Below are 16746 nucleotides of genomic sequence, written 5' to 3'. Positions count from 1 at the left end.
TAAAAAGGAAGGCCTCCCATCAGTTTACTGAACTGATGGGAGGCCTTCCTTTTTTTATTTATTATTTTTGGTAAAAGAAAGGGATTAACTTTATTATGTCAAATACTACCATTTGCATGTGAGTTAACAAGATAAACTAGAAATAACAGTAGAGGAGATGAAGCTAGTCCGTTAATTTAATGTAGAACCTGTCATGGAACTGTCTATCATGCAGAGCAAAATAGGGGACCACAAAGAGGCAAAGGACATGTCATGTCATGTATCGACTATTTGGCTACTTGGGGTAATGGAGAATAAAAAAAGAGAAATTTAAATTATGAAAGGAATGATTTTTTGAAGAGAAAAGCTAGAAAGCTTCTGACGTATTTTTTAACGCTGGCTTTTACCATAATTTTTTTTATCGATACCGCAATGCAGGTAAACCATGCTTCAGCGGCTGAGGTTAAGGATGCTTCAAAGGCAGAGGTCGTGTCACTGAAAGATGTCTACAAAGACTATTTCCTTATTGGGAATACTGTAAGTCCGGGCGACTTAACCGATTCAGCGAAGTATGATTTTATGAAATTCCACTATAATGCGCTGACGCCTGAAAATGCTACGAAACCGGACTCCATTTGGCCCAATGCAACTAGCGAACCTTCATTCACAACAGCCGACAAATTGTTAACCCAAGTTAATGCTGACGGTTTCTATACGATTGGACACGCGTTGGCGTGGCATAATCAGTCGGCTGGCTGGCCGCCTGCTGGTCTGAATTATACCGAGGCCCGGGCGAGCTTACAAAAGTATATATCGACAATCGCCGGGCACTATAGTCAGGGCTCTTATAAGCTCGACACCTGGGACGTTGTTAACGAAGCAATGAGGGATAATCCAGAAAACCCGACCGACTGGCGGAAGGCGCTTCGCTCTGACATTAATCCAATAGAACGTCCATCAAGATGGTTTGATGCTTACGCTAACGGCGGAAATGGTTGGGATTATATCTATGATTCCTTCTTGTTCGCGCGTGAGGCTGATCCGGACGCCATTCTCTACTACAATGATTTTAACGACGAAGAAATCCCCAACAAAGCAATCGCTATTGCCTCAATGGCCAAGGAACTCAACCAAAAATATGCGAATGAACACCCTGAGGCAAATGGCAGGAAACTGATTGAGGGCATCGGGATACAAGGGCATTACAACCTCAGACTCAATGTGGATAATTTAGAGGAAGTATTAAAGATATATAGTGAAACCGGGTTGGAGATTAGTATAACTGAACTCGACGTACAATTTAACGGTACTTCATCCGAGGTTCCGCCTACCAAAGAGCAATTGAAGGAGCAAGCGGTATTGTACGCCAAGCTGTTCATGTTATATAAGAAGTATTCCGATAATATAGAACGTGTTACATTCTGGGGTGTGGCCGATAATAACAGCTGGCGCAGCACGGGTTACCCGTTGCCATTCGACTCCAAGCGTGCCCCTAAAGAAGCGTATTGGGCCATAATAAATCCGGAGGCCTATCTAGGACTTGATGAGTTGCCGCCAAAGCTCACCTCATTTAAATTCGGGGATGATGTTTTCAATGTCGAGGGTAAAACCAAATTGGATGTTAACGTACCAAAGAGCGTATCAAACATTGACTTCTCCGCTTCCAATGTCGCACATCAATACGACAACGATGAAGTTGACGTCAAAGTTAAGCTCGACCCTGCAAGTGGAGCGGTGAGCAACGGGAAGCCAGCCGTGGCGACGGTAGAGATAGCCAGGAAGGAAAACCCGAATAGATCAACGAAGTATATAATACACTTCGGGCATATGACCGCTGAATGGGAGAAGGACCAAAACTATACGGATACGGGCTTCCGCTCCTCCGTCAATATCCGCTTTAGTGATGGTAAAAGTAAACTCAAATTATTTCAGGCGTTCTATAATAAGGACAACGGTAAGCAAGCCATGCTCAACAGTAAGGAATTTAAGCCCTTACCAAAACATACAGGTGGCACGCTCACTATTCAAACAGATAAAAGTATAGACGCTGATGATTTGAAAACAATGACCTTGAAGAAATCTCTTTGGGATCAAAACTGGGTTCCCATTATTCCAGCGCGTGTTACAGACTTCAATGTTCCGGAAAATTTTTGGAGATTGGCCAAAACGATTGAATCCGGTAAGACATATATCGTTGTCTCATCCAACTCAAGCTTGGCCCTGACCAATAGGAATGTACCATCTATCCCGGCCACTGGCGGTGTGACCACCCCCAAACGAGGTATTGCGGGTACTCCTGTCACGATAGAGGACGACATTATTAAAGAGCCGAAGCAGATTCAGGATAATATGAGATTTATCTTTAAAGAGAGTGCCAGCCCCGACCCGGGACCATACACAAAAGCGAAGGGATACAAGGGATACACAATGTTGAGTCTAGTTCACGGCGGACTTGTCGCCCCCACTATTTTGTGGCGGGATTTGAGCAATGACGATACGGCTCCTTTACGGACAGACACAACTATTGGTGATCGTGCACTAGATCGGGCGGTATGGTTTAATACCAGCATAGATCCCGATACAGGTGAGACGACACTATTTTCCCATACGGGTTCCAACCATTACACCTATGCACTGCATGGTAATGAAAACGGTTTCATTGGCCAAGGAGGAACGGAGCCATTGGAAAATTATGCAGACAATAGTCGTGTGAAGCTGTATGAGTACGTGTCCAACTATTTATACGAAGACTCAACCAATCTGGGCGTGGAAATTAGCCTAGCACCGGTGGAGCGTATCGTGAGAGATCGTGACACCAAAATCCCCGTCACAGCGGATGTCCCTGACGGTTCCAAAGCAGTATTGGTAAAGGACGGTGTTTCAGTAGCTACCGCGAAATTCGCAAAAGGCAAAGCGACAATCAGCGTTAAAGGCAGCGATGTTGACCCCGGCGCGAATTATGCAGTCGTTATCTATGATGGCACCAAAATACTTGGTGCGGCAATGCTGCCGGTAGTCACTGTCGACAAGGCGACGCCGTTGGCTACGGTAGGGAAACTGAATGGTAAGCAGAACAGGCTGACAATCAGCGTTAAAGAGTCATATTCCGATGGTTCGACGGAGAACTTCACTGAGGAGATACTAATCAAGAACAATGCCACAGACGTATATCAAGTGGGACCTTATAAGGTTTACGTGGAGACTAAAGGCAACGACAAGATTCGAAAATGTTATATTGTGAAGGATTAATCAGCAATCAGGGAAAATTGTATTTCTTGATAAAGCAATGGGTAATGAGAAATGATGCTTACCCAAATAGCTTTTTAAGTGGAAGGTCTCCTATCAGTTTAATGAACTGATAGGAGGTTTCTTTGTATATGAACGTAAATATTCATCATTTTATTTATAATGGAATGTCCTAAACTTTTTGGAGTCTCGCTATCTCCCTTAATATCATTTGCGCGCCCTTTTGCGTGTTAATAAAAGAGAAAGATCTCTCTGATTGACGATGGCCTTTTTTGTTATGGGGGCTAGAATCTGCTAACCTGTACTTTAATAGTGAGGCCCATCTATAAGGAATGCGTATAAAGAATAAAATAGTCGGAGGAGAATAAATGCGTTCAGAAAAAGAAATGATGGAATTGATATTACGAGTTGCTGAGAGAGATGAGAGAGTAAGAGCTGTTGCCATGAATGGTTCTCGGACAAATTCTAATGTACCGAAAGATACTTTAAGAGATTATGATATGGTCTATCTTGTATCTGACGTACAATCGTTTCTTTTTAATCCTGATTGGGTAAATGTGTTTGGGAAAAGAATTATCATGCAAACACCAGAGGATATGGTGATGTTTCCACCTGAATTGGATGGGAGATTCACCTACTTAATGTTATTCGAGGATGGTAATCGACTTGATTTAATGCTGGTTCCGATTGAGGAAAAAGAGAAATATTGTTTAGAAGAAGGATTAACCGTTATTTTATTAGATAAAGATGGGAATATGCCTAAGCTCTCTGAACCAACGGATAAAGAGTACTGGGTAAAAAAGCCTTCGGCTGAATTTTTTGCAGATTGTTGTAATGAATTTTGGTGGGTTTCCACTTATGTAGCAAAAGGGTTATGGAGACAAGAGATACTCTACGCTTATGACCACTTAAACGGTGTAAGAGAAATGTTACTAACCATGCTTGAGTGGAAAGTTGGTATAGAAACAAATTTTTCTTTGAGTGTAGGGGAAAATAGTAAGTATTTGAAGCGTTATCTTAATAATGAGATGTGGAAAAGATTGATGAAAACCTATCCTACCGGAGATTATGAACAGGTGTGGCATGCATTGTTTGAAACCATTGCCTTGTTTGAGCAAGTAGCGATTGAAGTAGCTAGTAATCTTGAATATCAATATCCTTATAAAGATGCGAATAAGGTAAAACAATACCTTACTAAAAACTAAACTAAGGTATCTACTAACAGGTGGGATATTTTCGTCATATATGCACGATTGAAAAGCAAACAGGTAAGGAAAATGCTCGAACTAAATAAGCGCAACATGAATAGATAAGAATCCATTTTGATCAACCTTTGCTCAAAATGGATTCTTTTTTATTTATCGTAAAAAGTTAGTCTCTGTGAAAAAGGACATAGGTGCCGTTAAAACAGGTAGGTCTTTCTAGGTGTTTATCATAGTTTAAAAGGAAAAATGAGGGATTAATAGAATATACTAACTAATAAATAATATTCAGAATAGGGGAATGGAAGTGAAAAAGAAGTTTATAAAGGTTCTAAGTTCAACAATAGTAGCTGCAGCATTACTTGGCCCGAATGTCGGCTTCGCTGAACGAGGACCAAATCCGACCGGTGGAACGAATCTTTCTATCGAAGCATTCCTTAATTATGATGAGCTTGTAAAAAAGTTAAATAAGCTTGAGCAAGTGAGTAAGGGGAAAGTGAAAGTGGAAGTGGCTGGACAAACAAATCAAGGTCGTTCCATTCACAAAGTGACGGTAGGGCATGGTAAAAAAGTTGTTCTTATCCAAAGTGAAATTCATGGAAATGAAAAAACAGGAACGGTTGCGTTATTAAACATTCTTGAAAACCTAGGTAAAAGTAATTCACCTGATGTGAAAAAAATGCTTGATGAACTAACAATCGTTGCTATACCAATGATGAACGTAGATGGATCAGAGCTTGATCGTCGTGGAAATGAGATGACATGGTCAGAGGTGGTAGGGAAATTCCCACAACTCTCGAATGCTAAACCAACTTGGAATTATTACACGACTCCAAGATCCGGAGACGACTATGCTAGCAAACCGGGATTTGATGTGAATCGTGACTTTAATCCAAACTTAAACTATGTGCCACAGCCTCAAGACTTCCCAGGGGCATCTGAAAAGCCAGGCTGGTTCATTACACCTGAATCACAAACGGTACGTGACATATATAAAGGGTTAAAATCGAAATTCGGTAAAGTGGATGTTTTTATCGATCTTCATCACCAAGGGTTCCCGTATATCGAAGGAACGGATGACCGCGTGACGATGTCTATATCAGGAAAATTCGTCAACGATCCTAGCACACCTGCAGGGGCTAAGTATAAAGAGTATGCAGATAACTTTAAATATGATTTCTCCCGTCAGTTAACTCTTACTGCCTATAATGCATTACAAACAAAAGGAAATTCTGTGTTTACGAATATTTCACTGTACGATCAAACCGTTGATCTGCCAGGTACTGCTTTAGGAGCGTTTGCGTTAAATGGAAGTGGTACGGTTCTATTTGAAGTGAGTGGACAAACACAAAACTTTGGGCAAAAACAGAAAGGTCAGTTAGTGAAAACGGTTGAAACAGGCCTTATGGGAATAATCTCTGGTGTGACAGATGGATCGGTTCATACTCTTAATCCAACAGACTATGAAAAAATCCCTAAAAGTTCGTCTAAACCGGGAATCTAATTATATGGAAGACGGCCCTATCGTTCAGGAACAAGTAGTTCCGTCATAAGCAATCCGTTTAAGAAGTGAGAGGCAGAAATGTTGTTATAACGACATTTCTGCCTCTTTATTTTTTCTTCGGTCCAGTTTAGACACCATATTTACTCTAGAGCCAGCGTTTAACCGACCCCGACTGAATGGAAGAAGCCATTCTACCTTGAATAAAATAAGCCTCCATTTTGCAAAATAAAAATATGCATACATATAGGAGGGGACAATCATGAGGGTATGTACTCGAACAGCCACTATAGGTTTTCTTACACTGATACTCTGCATGTTTAGCATTCAGGCACATGCAGAGGTAGGTTTAGAGGAAAAAGCGTATTACGATAATTATCAACGGATCCTGCAAGTCATGAAAAAAGGAATGGAGCAAGCACCTAAGACAGGTGACCCTAGTCTTGATTTTCTATATGAAATGATTCCCCATCACGAAGCAGCGATATCGATGGCTGAAAATGTCTTGAAATATGGCCATGATGAACAGGTCAAGCTGATAGCTGCAAACATCATACGAGATCAGCTTGCCGGTATAGGGAAAATGGAAGCTCTTAGAAATAAAATAAAAACGAATCCGCAAGTAAACCAGAAGGCAGAAGCCGCCTACTTAAAAGCTTATCAAACGATTTATAAAACGATGATTGCCTCAATGGAAGAGGCCAAACCAACGGGGAATATCGATCAAGACTTCCTGGAAGAAATGATTCCGCATCATGAAGGTGCCATCAAAATGTCCCAGAGTATCTTGAAGTATACACAAAATGCCGAACTGAAAACCATTCTCCAAAACATCATCACGACTCAACAAAAACAACTTTTAGAAATGAAAGATCTAGTAAAGACGATTCACTAAAAGTACAAGAAGCTGACCTTTTATGGTCAGCTTCTCTTTTATGCTTCATCACCGGTCCATAGGGAAAATGGAAGGGGATAAGATGAAATTGGAAAACATTTTTATATGTTTTTAAAACTTAAAGAACTAATAGATAAGGAGATTCAATATATTTAATCAAAATTGTTAAGAATTCTGCGGCGCTTGCACCGTCTAGAATTTGATGGTCAAAGGTTATACTGAATGGAATTTTCTTAACCGATTTGACTGTGCCATTTTCTGTTAGGGTCAGTTCATCCTGAAAAGCTCCTACCCCTAGAATGCCTGTTTCTGGCGAATTCAAAATTGGTGTAAAGTATTCGATTCCACTGGCTCCTAAGTTGGTAATGGTGAATGTAGAGCCGGAAAGCAAGTCTCCGCCCGCTTCTCCATTTTTGGCTTTTTCCGATAATTCCTTTATTTCTTTCGCTAGGCTGCCGATTGTTTTTTGATGGGCATCCTTAATAACAGGGACTAACAAGCCATCTTTTAGCGAAGTGGCGATTCCTAGGTGAACCTCATCGAACTCTGTCAATTGACCATCATGATAGAGAGAGTTCATTTTCTTCAACTCTTGTAAAGCAAGTACAGTTGCTCTTGCAATTAACACGGTTAAAGTGAGTTTGACATCTAATTCACTTGACTCAATTTCTTTCCTCAACACTTTCTGGAAATCGATCAAGTGATCTGCATTGGCTTTACGATGTAAAGTCAATTGTGCCGTCTGTGCCAAACTTCTCCGCATATTCCGAGCAATTGCTTTTCGCATTGGAGGAAGTCCTTCCCCTACATTTTCCGCAATTGCCGGTGTAGGTGAAGGTGGGGCAGGGGGAGTATCGTCCACTCGGCTTGCTAATGCATGCTGAATATCCCGTTTGGTAATTCTACCATTGCCACCGGTACCTTTAATTAAATCAATATCCAAATTCTCAGCGTTGGCCATCTTTTTAGCTAGTGGAGTAATGAAAGTCCGGTCGCCTTTACTTGTCTTTTCTTCGTTTTTCACTAATACGGCTGTATTACCACTAGCCTCCGAACTTTCAGGGGTAGCAGGGGAATCCGATTGAACGGCCTGTAAATCATCCGTTACAATCGTTTCTCCCTCGTCTCCGATCACGGCGATCGTGGCACCGACTTCCAGTTCATCTTCCACTTCACCATTCTTAGTTAACAAAACGCCCGTTATCGGGGCTTCAACGTCTTGGTTTAATTTTTCCGAACTGATCATTAAAATGGGTTCGCCTTTATTAACTGAGTCTCCCACTTCTTTATACCATTCCACAATTGTGCCTTCTGTCATGGTCATTCCTAATTTAGGCATTACGATCGCTTCACTCATAGTAGGTTCACCTCCTAGTTCGTTACGTATTTTTTCAAATCAGCTATTAATTCTTCGGCAACTGTTAACACTTTTTTTGCATCTGGAATGTAGGCTTTCTCTAGGTTAGAAGCAAATGGAACTGGTGTATTTGGTGCACAAACGGTTTTGATTGGGCCATCAAGATAATCGAAAGCTTTATCTGCAACTACCGAGGCAATATCCGTAGCCGTGTTGTTATGTGGATTGGATTCATCAATGACAATGAGCCGTCCCGTTTTTTTGACAGACTTCAAAACGGTCTCCTGATCCCATGGTGCCACCGTTCTTAAATCAATTACTTCAACTGAGATTCTGTCTTTATTTAATGTTTCTGCAACTTCAAGAGCTACCTGAACCATTTTGCCGATGGCTACAATGGTAAGGTCCGTTCCTTCTCTAGTCACATTCGCTTTACCAATTTCAATCGTGTAGTATTCTTCAGGCACATCGCCTTTCATGCCATATAGCAATTTATCTTCTGAGAAAATGACTAAATTATCTTCTTCAATTGCTGCTAACATCAAACCCTTGGCATCATAGGGATTGGAAGGAACGACCACTTTAACGCCTGGAATAGAACCGAACATTCCATATAATGTTTGGGAGTGTTGAGCCGCAGCACCTGCTCCCGCACCGTGTACGGTCCGGACAGTAAGCGGGATTTTTGCCTTTCCGCCAAACATATACCGCATCTTGGCCCCCTGGTTTAAAATGGGATCCAAAGCAAACCCGATAAAGTCGTTAAACATCAATTCAGAAATAGGGCGCAAACCTGTAGCGGCAGCACCGACCGCTGCACTAAAATAACCATGTTCCGCAATAGGCGTGTCAATGATACGTCCACGGCCGAACTCTGAAACCAGTCCTTTAGATAAACCGAAAACACCGCCAAATGCATCATCATGACGACCATCATCTTGAACTAAGTGGTCTACTTTAGCACCCCCGGCAACGTCAGTACCGATTAATATAACCGTTTCATCTTTTCGCATCGCTTGTGCCATCGCTTCTGTAATAGCGGACATAAAAGTAATTTGTCTATTCGTCATTATAATTCCTCCTATTCTTATGCAAATATATCCGTATATAGAGTGGATTCATCCGGTAATGGACTCGCTTCCGCAAAAGCAGCTGCCTCTTTGATTGTTTTTTCTGCCGCTGCTTCAATGGAATCCGCTTCTTCTGCAGTCATCCAACCATTTTTAATCGCTTTTTCACGGAATTCAGGAATGGGATCACGGTCTTTATTGGGATCTTCATCCGTCTTGTATTTTTGTTCGTCCCCTTCAAAGTGACCATATTGCCGGTATGTGTCGCATTCAATTAATGTAGGACCTTTACCGGATTTGGCCCGTTCAATCGCTTCTTTTGTTGCGTTGTATACGGCTTCGACATCCATGCCATCCACACGTACACCTGGCATATTATAAGCTGGAGCCCTTTCGACCACTGTTTTAGAGGCACTTGCATATCTAAAAGGCGTGCCTTCGCCGAATTGGTTATTTTCACACACAAAGATAACAGGTAGATCTAAGATGGAAGCAAGATTTAGCCCTTCGTGGAACGTACCCTCATTTGAAGCACCATCGCCGAAGAAGCAAACAGCTACATTGTCCCGACCTAACGTCTTAATGCTAAGAGCTGCACCGGCAGCTAGTCCAAACCCACCACCAACAATCCCGTTGGCACCTAGCATTCCTTTATCAACGTCGGCAACATGCATGGAGCCGCCTTTTCCTCCACCCAGGCCATCTTTTTTTCCCATGATTTCAGCCATCATGCCATTGATATCGCAACCTTTTGCAATGGCATGTCCATGTCCACGGTGAGTACTTGTAATATAATCCTCGTCATCCAATAAACTCATCACTCCAGTTGCAACGGCTTCTTCACCCGCGTATAAATGGACAAATCCTGGTATTAAACCTTTTCCAAAGGTGCGGTGTACATCATCTTCAAAAAATCTAATTTCATTCATCTTTTGATAAATCCAAAGTGCTTCATTCTTTTCCATTCGTAATTCCTCCTTGTTTGGTGTTTACATATGAATCGCTTGTTTGAATAATGCATTTGCGCTTTCTCCAATTGCTTCAGCCACTGCAGGATGTGCATGTATAAGGCTTGCAAGCTCATTCATCGTTCCTTCTGAGTGTTTCACAGCCAAAATTTCCCCGATTAACTCGGTTGCGTGGGCACCGACAATAACCGCCCCCAAAATTTCCTGATATGTACGATCGGAGATGATTTTAATAAAACCTTCTGTTTCTCCCATGGCAATGGCTTTTCCATTTCCAGAAAGGGGAGAGGTGGTGACGCTTACATCAAAATTGGCATTCTTGGCTTGCTCTTCACTTAGCCCAAATGAAGCAATTTCGGGATGAGTATATACGCATCTAGGGATTTCAGTCTGATCTATGGGTTGGGGAGCTTCGCCATTCATTGCATGTACTGCAACTAGACCTTCTGCACTCGCCGCATGAGCCAACTGATAGCCTCCGATTAAATCTCCTACTGCATAAACATGTTTCTTACTAGTTTTATAGTATTCATTGACTGCCACAAACTTGTTGGTATCATCCATTTTTATTTTTAGGTCTTGTACCAACTCAATATTAGGGGTTCTACCGGTTGCGACTAGCAGGGTATCATAGGAGATTTCTTGGTCTGCTAATATAACCTGATCTTTTTTCACTTCCCGGATATCGGCCTTAACGATGGTTTGGATGTTTTTCCTTTTCAATTCCTTTTTGATGATTTTTCGTGCGTCCACATCTTCGGTTAATAGAATGTCAGGAGCAACTTCGACAATTGTCACTTTCGTTCCCAATGGCGCCATGGCAAAAGCCAGTTCTACCGAAATGACTCCACCACCAATGATCACCATGGCTTTCGGCAATTCCTTCAGGTCAAAAAATGAATCGGTAGTAAGGTAATCCACTTGATCCAGCCCTTTGATTGGAGGGATGAAGGGCTTGCTTCCGGTTGCCAATAAAATATCTTGGCCTTTTATTTTGTCATCACCGATTGAAACGATTAAGTTCTCCGTTATGGATGCTTCTCCTTGAAATAAAGTGATTTTATTTGTCTTTAACAAATGTTCCACACCACTCGTCAATGATTGCACTACTTGATCTTTACGCTTCATCAGTTTTGAGAAATTAATGGATAATTCACCCGTTTCAATTCCCCAGCTATTTGCCTTTTTTATTTCTTCAATCATTTCTCCATGCTTTAATAGTGTCTTGGAAGGGATACAGCCAACATTAAGACAGGCCCCGCCAATTTTCTTTTTCTCGACGATGGCGACTTTTTTTCCTAACTGTGCAGCCCGAATGGCAGAAACATATCCTCCAGGACCTGCGCCAATTATAATCACGTCAAATTCCTTCATCTTTACATCACCTGACTTTCATCTTGAAGTGGAATTTTTCCTACACTAATACATTATGCAAGTGGCGTGCCAACATAGAGCAGGGGGGTGGAATTTCGTTCATCTCCATGAATATCAATGGTTATCACCCATTATTTTGATCATCATCTCCTATATAGAACTGTTCCAATGAAACAAGTAAGTGTATCAATGTCTCACAGAAAAAGCCCAAACTGTATCACTCTATCAGTGAGTGGATAAGTTTGGGCTTTTGTCGTTGCATGTTATTTAATTATCCAAGCCAATCTTCTGGTTTCAGTTGATACTGCTTGATTTTTCGATAGATGGTAGAGCGGGAAATGCAAAGGGTCTTTGCAACGTTGGTAATGTTTCCGTTTTCTCTGATCATGGCTTCAATAAGCGCCTCTTTCTCGTTTTCCCCTATATTTTCAACCAATTCAGGAGGAAGGTCGAAGGGGAATACTATATTTCCTTCCGTATTGAATAGGGCTTGCTGGATAACATTTTTTAATTCTCTTATGTTTCCTGGCCATGTGTATTGTGTCAGGCAGTCCATGGTATCGGGGTGTACCCGAATGTCTTGTTTTCCGAATTGACCACCCATGATCTCCATGAATTGGGTGACTAACTCAGGAACATCGTGGATTCTTTCCCGCAAAGAAGGAATTCTCATTTGGATTACGCAAAGTCGATAATATAAATCCTCGCGGAACTCTCCCTTTTTGACCGCTTCCGCTAAATTTTTATGAGTAGCAGCGATGACACGAACATCGAGAGGTATTGGTTTATCTCCGCCAATTCTTGTGACGACTCTCTCTTCGAGTATTCGAAGTAAATGAACTTGTAAATCAAGCGGCATATCTCCAATTTCATCAAGAAAGATTGTCCCTTTTTGGGCCAGCTCGAACTTCCCGGGATTGCCTTTCGCCTTAGCTCCGGTAAAGGCCCCTGATTCATAACCGAATAGTTCACTTTCAAATAATCCATGAGGGATGGCGCCACAGTTAATCGCTACGAAAGGCTGATCTCGGCGGTTGCTTGCCTGATGGATTGCCTGCGCAAAAACTTCTTTTCCCGTCCCGGTTTCTCCTGTTAAGAAAAGTGTGGCATCGATTAACGATGCCTTTCGCGCCTTTTTCACGACATCTACAAAATCGTTGGAGGAACCGACCATATCATCAAAGCTATAGCGTGTAGATTTAGTATGTAAGGAACGGCCTGATGAAGGCGTATGTCCGATGGAAGATGGATAGGCTGAATTCTCTCTTAGAAATATGACTGCACCTAGCCGTTCGTCTTGGAAAGTAACGGGATAGATGGAGCAAATGAATTTTTGCTTGTTTTCATCATGACTTACTTTTTCTTCTCTTATTCTCAGTCCGTAGAGTAAGACAGAATCAACAAGTCTATCTAATTCAGGGAGATGCATGATTGATTGAACATCTTTTAGGATGGAATGCGATTTGGCCACTCTATTTTTTTCTATAATGCTTTTTCCGGTATTCACTACAAATACGGCATCCTCCACACCTTCTAGTGCTGTATTCAAAAATAAATTATTACGCAGAATATACTCATGATATTGCCGATCAATAGATTTCGATATATTGTTCACTTCTGAAATGACGAGCCCAATCGTGTGTTGATGCACTTGATTAGAGCAACCTGCAATATTGATGATTCCTATTAGCTCGTTTGTAAAAGGATCCAAAATGGGGGAGGCGACACAATACCAATCATGATTTTTTTCACAGAAGTGTTCAGAAAACAAAACTCGAGAAGGTTGTTTCGTCTTCAACACCATTCCTACCGCGTTTGTTCCTGCAGATGTTTCACTCCAGGTGCCCCCCGTGAAAATACTAATCCGCTCAGCATTTTCCAAGACACCCTTTTCACCGGAGGAATGCAGAATAGTACCATGTTTATCCGTAATGGAAAGCATCGTTTTAGAGTCATGTAGGATATCTGACAAACTGTTTATTTTCGGGGTAGCGAATGAAAGCAATTGCTCGTTTTTATCGAGCCGAGTCTTCAAAGTGTTTGGGCTAATGATCTCATTAATTTTATTCTGGAATGGGCTGATGCCTAGTTTCTTGGAATTTTCCCATGAATCGAAAATCTCAGCCCGGATGCTTTTATCAGGATACTGTCCTTTTTCTTGGTAAAGGTTCCAAGCGCTTTTCGTGGAAAGGTTGTATTCTTGGGATTCAACAATAGCTCTTCTAAGTGTCTGATTCATTGAATGTCCTCCATCATATAGTTACTTAGGTGTATCTCGTTAATTTAAAACAACTTGTTCCAGCCATTTAAATTAACGATAGCTAGAAGATATTATCAAAAAGGACCAAACTAAAGCGGGTTTAGATCTATAGAAGATGAAGAATTGGTATTGAATGAAGTAGACAAGCGTTTAGCTTCTTTTGGTCCATCGTAAACTTGGTGAAGTGTTCAATAACGAAGAAGTTAAGCAATTACATATAGATAAAACAGGAAGGAATGAATAAAGATCATGTTGCTGGATAGTCATTAGACTATCCAGTTCATCTATCCGAACATTCTTTAACGGATTTTCATCTCATTTAGCTTGGACTAATATTTTTATTTGGTTTCTTTCTTTTAATAGACCTTCGAAGCCATCTTCGATTACATTATCAAGCGTGATACGCTTAGTTACTAGTTTGTCGGCAGGGAAGTATCCTTGTGCCATTAAGCTTATGACAGCTGGAAATACATCACGATAGCCAATGATACCCGTTACTGTACGTTCTTTCAGAACGATATTTTGCGGATGAATGGGGGCCTCTTTTTCAAAAATACTTACAATCATCGTCTCACCATTGAATGTAGTGGAGTTGATGGCTTGTGTTAAGACTGGTGGGATTCCTGTGACTTCATAAGAAACATCCACTCCACCATTTGAAAGGTTTTGAATTTGTTCTACAACATCTCCGTTATTTGGGTCAATTACGATGGCTCCAAGTTCTTCTGCTTTCTGTCTACGTTGTTCCGATAACTCGACCGCATAGATTTCCGCCGCTCCGGCTGCTTTAAGGGCTTCAATAACCAATAAACCGATTGGGCCAGTTCCAAAGACGGCAGCTTTATCGCCAACTTGTAGTTTGCTTTGTTTTACAGCATGAAGAGCCACAGCTGAGGGCTCGACAAGTGCTCCTTGCTCATATGAAACAGTTTCAGGAAGTTTATGTAACATATGTTCTGGAACAGAAGTGTATTCGGAAAATCCGCCTCCGCCTCCAGCAAGTCCGTAGAACCCCATTTTGTTGCAAAGGTTGTATTTCCCTTGTTTGCATGCATCACATTCACCGCATGAATAGATGGGTTCCACAACAACGCGATCCCCGGCCTTTACTTTAGTGACGCCTTCACCAATTTCAATGACTTTTCCAGAGAACTCATGCCCCATAACAATCGGAGCTTTATCCCCGCTTAAAGGATGTGGTTCTTCCGCTGGGATGAATATGGGTCCTGCCGTATACTCATGCAAGTCACTCCCACAAATTCCACACCACTCGACTTTAAGTTTAACTTCGCCTTTTTTTGCATGTGGCTCTTCGATATTGTCTAATCTTAAATCTTTAGTATTATGCCATCTGAGCGCTTTCATATTGACACTTCCTTTTGTAGTATGGATTTTATTACCACTGAATCTCAAAATCAGTATACTATTATCGTAATTTTCTTTCAATTCTCAGTAGAGTCTAGTAAACGAGAAGTTTTGGATGATAGGGTAGTAGTCTTAAGCACTTCGAAAGTGATCTTACGAGAGTTATTGAACGGGTTCAATCAAATTGCTGGATAGGGGTATGTTGAGAAAAAATATGGGAGAGGCGTTTTCGAATTAGATACATGGAGAGGGGAGAGGCTTTTGAGGCCTTTCCCTTTTTCACTGAGACATTGCGGTCCTTATTTATTCCGTAACCGATAACGTAACGGAGCCGATTCCTTCGAATTGACCAGTATACATCCCGATTTCTAGTGTTTTTGGTAGGATGAATGTGCCAGATGATACGAACATGCCTGGTTCGAGTGTTAAATTATGTTGCCCGAGTTTTTCAAGTAGCCACATGATGGCCTTGAGCGGATGCCCCATTACAACCGAAGATGTACCTTCATCAATGGTTTGTCCATTGAAGAGCAACTTGCCATTGATATTGTCTATATCAGTGTAGGTGTAGTCTTTTGCTTCCCCGATGGTTACTTTTCCGCCAACTGCCCCATCTGCGCAAACCTGTTCTTTTGGCATTTTAGGAAACCAATCCTCAAAGCGGGAATCAGGAACTTCTAATCCTGGAGCAATTTGTGTTTTGTTGATTATTTCTTCTTCAGTAGAAGCGGCAGTCAAGGGCTCTTTGACAATAAAGACTAACTCCAGTTCGATCAGCGGACTTAGCATTTGCTTACTTAAAGAAATCTTATTGGTTATTTGTTTATCGGTTAACTGTCCATACAACGGTTCCTTGGCGTTAAACAAGGCTTGTGTTTCGGGACTAGTCATACTGATTTTATACCCTTTCAGGCATTCATCATTTGCTCTTTTTGCGGCAGTGAAAGCATGTTGAATTCGATAGGCTTCTTCCAAACTGATATGTGATGAAAAAACGTCCTTTTTCAATGCCTTTACGTGTATGTAGGAGTCAGACAATTTGTTCAAAAAGACTTCCTTAATCATTCTATCCCATCCCTTCTAATTGAATATTAATACTATTCTAACATTTTTTAAAAGGAAGAGTTTATTCTTTCTGCCAGAAAACCAGTGAAATAGAAATCATGGAATGCCTTAAACGTTTTTGTTTGAAAAACCTGGTTAGATGGGTTGTAGAATCCATCTAATCGCCTACTAATTTTATCCAAATCAACCCGTAGGATTTACCCAAAAATGTGAAACAATTTCATTTTTTTAAAAAAACTTTTTACGTCTTCGGTACGGAACCAATTACGCGGTTTTTCGGTAAGGGCTTACACCGTTGGTACGTCAAAGTTAACCGAGGGTAATCGAAGCAAATTATCCGCGTGAGAATAGTGGGATCTTATCATGCAATTAAGCCAGGTATCATCACGGTTTACACTACGCTTCATTTGAATCTTATTTCAATCTTTGTTAAGGTTATTAAGTACTTTAGGGATAAACGTTTA

At 41.2% G+C, this 16746-nt stretch carries 11 protein-coding genes; 4 read left to right on the top strand and 7 right to left on the bottom strand.

Features of this window, described 5'->3' with window-relative positions; all coding sequences use genetic code 11:
• The first annotated feature begins 333 nt into the window (after positions 1-333).
• The 4 genes from ACIQXR_RS19050 (at position 334) to ACIQXR_RS19035 (ending at position 6823) form a co-directional block, all read left to right on the top strand.
• Entirely contained in the window at positions 334-3228 is a 2895-nt protein-coding gene (locus ACIQXR_RS19050) for an endo-1,4-beta-xylanase (RefSeq protein WP_403080573.1), read from the top strand.
• A 365-nt stretch (positions 3229-3593) separates the two neighbouring features.
• Positions 3594-4430 carry an aminoglycoside 6-adenylyltransferase gene (locus ACIQXR_RS19045; RefSeq protein ID WP_402875493.1) on the top strand — a complete coding sequence of 279 codons (837 nt, stop codon included), beginning with the start codon at positions 3594-3596 and terminating at the stop codon, positions 4428-4430.
• Positions 4431-4734: 304 nt separating this feature from the next.
• Positions 4735-5931: a M14 family zinc carboxypeptidase gene (locus ACIQXR_RS19040; RefSeq protein ID WP_403080571.1), complete on the top strand. Its 1197-nt coding sequence runs from the start codon at positions 4735-4737 to the stop codon at positions 5929-5931.
• A gap of 259 nt (positions 5932-6190) precedes the next feature.
• Positions 6191-6823: a DUF305 domain-containing protein gene (locus ACIQXR_RS19035; protein WP_402959457.1), complete on the top strand. Its 633-nt coding sequence runs from the start codon at positions 6191-6193 to the stop codon at positions 6821-6823.
• 118 nt (positions 6824-6941) lie between these two features.
• Here ACIQXR_RS19035 and ACIQXR_RS19030 read toward each other — a convergent pair whose 3' ends face one another.
• From ACIQXR_RS19030 to ACIQXR_RS19000, 7 genes are all read right to left on the bottom strand, one after another.
• Entirely contained in the window at positions 6942-8180 is a 1239-nt protein-coding gene (locus tag ACIQXR_RS19030; RefSeq protein WP_402875501.1) for a dihydrolipoamide acetyltransferase family protein, read from the bottom strand.
• Between the two features lie 14 nt (positions 8181-8194).
• On the bottom strand, positions 8195-9250 hold the full coding sequence (locus tag ACIQXR_RS19025) for an alpha-ketoacid dehydrogenase subunit beta (RefSeq protein ID WP_402875503.1): 1056 nt from the start codon (positions 9248-9250) through the stop codon (positions 8195-8197).
• Between the two features lie 17 nt (positions 9251-9267).
• Entirely contained in the window at positions 9268-10215 is a 948-nt protein-coding gene (locus ACIQXR_RS19020) for a thiamine pyrophosphate-dependent dehydrogenase E1 component subunit alpha (protein WP_402875505.1), read from the bottom strand.
• A 24-nt stretch (positions 10216-10239) separates the two neighbouring features.
• Entirely contained in the window at positions 10240-11592 is a 1353-nt protein-coding gene (lpdA, locus tag ACIQXR_RS19015) for a dihydrolipoyl dehydrogenase (RefSeq protein WP_403080569.1), read from the bottom strand.
• 271 nt (positions 11593-11863) lie between these two features.
• Positions 11864-13831 carry a sigma-54-dependent Fis family transcriptional regulator gene (locus ACIQXR_RS19010; RefSeq protein WP_403080567.1) on the bottom strand — a complete coding sequence of 656 codons (1968 nt, stop codon included), beginning with the start codon at positions 13829-13831 and terminating at the stop codon, positions 11864-11866.
• Positions 13832-14167: 336 nt separating this feature from the next.
• Positions 14168-15217 carry a 2,3-butanediol dehydrogenase gene (locus tag ACIQXR_RS19005; RefSeq protein ID WP_402959463.1) on the bottom strand — a complete coding sequence of 350 codons (1050 nt, stop codon included), beginning with the start codon at positions 15215-15217 and terminating at the stop codon, positions 14168-14170.
• Between the two features lie 303 nt (positions 15218-15520).
• Positions 15521-16282 carry a 2-keto-4-pentenoate hydratase gene (locus tag ACIQXR_RS19000; RefSeq protein WP_402959466.1) on the bottom strand — a complete coding sequence of 254 codons (762 nt, stop codon included), beginning with the start codon at positions 16280-16282 and terminating at the stop codon, positions 15521-15523.
• Between the last annotated feature and the right edge of the window lie 464 nt (positions 16283-16746).

Source organism: Peribacillus sp. NPDC097224 (assembly GCF_044761985.1).
In the GTDB taxonomy this organism is placed as follows: domain Bacteria; phylum Bacillota; class Bacilli; order Bacillales; family DSM-1321; genus Peribacillus.
Note: the sequence above shows the minus strand (reverse complement) of the source record. Positions and strands in the feature narration are given on the sequence as shown.

Excerpts from the sequence above, each read along its gene's own strand:
- ACIQXR_RS19045 (WP_402875493.1), top strand. The coding sequence starts at position 3,594 with ATGCGTTCAGAAAAAGAAATGATGGAATTGATATTACGAGTTGCTGAG.
- ACIQXR_RS19035 (WP_402959457.1), top strand. The coding sequence starts at position 6,191 with ATGAGGGTATGTACTCGAACAGCCACTATAGGTTTTCTTACACTGATA.
- ACIQXR_RS19030 (WP_402875501.1), bottom strand. The coding sequence starts at position 8,180 with ATGAGTGAAGCGATCGTAATGCCTAAATTAGGAATGACCATGACAGAA.
- ACIQXR_RS19025 (WP_402875503.1), bottom strand. The coding sequence starts at position 9,250 with ATGACGAATAGACAAATTACTTTTATGTCCGCTATTACAGAAGCGATG.
- ACIQXR_RS19020 (WP_402875505.1), bottom strand. The coding sequence starts at position 10,215 with ATGGAAAAGAATGAAGCACTTTGGATTTATCAAAAGATGAATGAAATT.
- lpdA (WP_403080569.1), bottom strand. The coding sequence starts at position 11,592 with ATGAAGGAATTTGACGTGATTATAATTGGCGCAGGTCCTGGAGGATAT.
- ACIQXR_RS19010 (WP_403080567.1), bottom strand. The coding sequence starts at position 13,831 with ATGAATCAGACACTTAGAAGAGCTATTGTTGAATCCCAAGAATACAAC.
- ACIQXR_RS19005 (WP_402959463.1), bottom strand. The coding sequence starts at position 15,217 with ATGAAAGCGCTCAGATGGCATAATACTAAAGATTTAAGATTAGACAAT.
- ACIQXR_RS19000 (WP_402959466.1), bottom strand. The coding sequence starts at position 16,282 with ATGATTAAGGAAGTCTTTTTGAACAAATTGTCTGACTCCTACATACAC.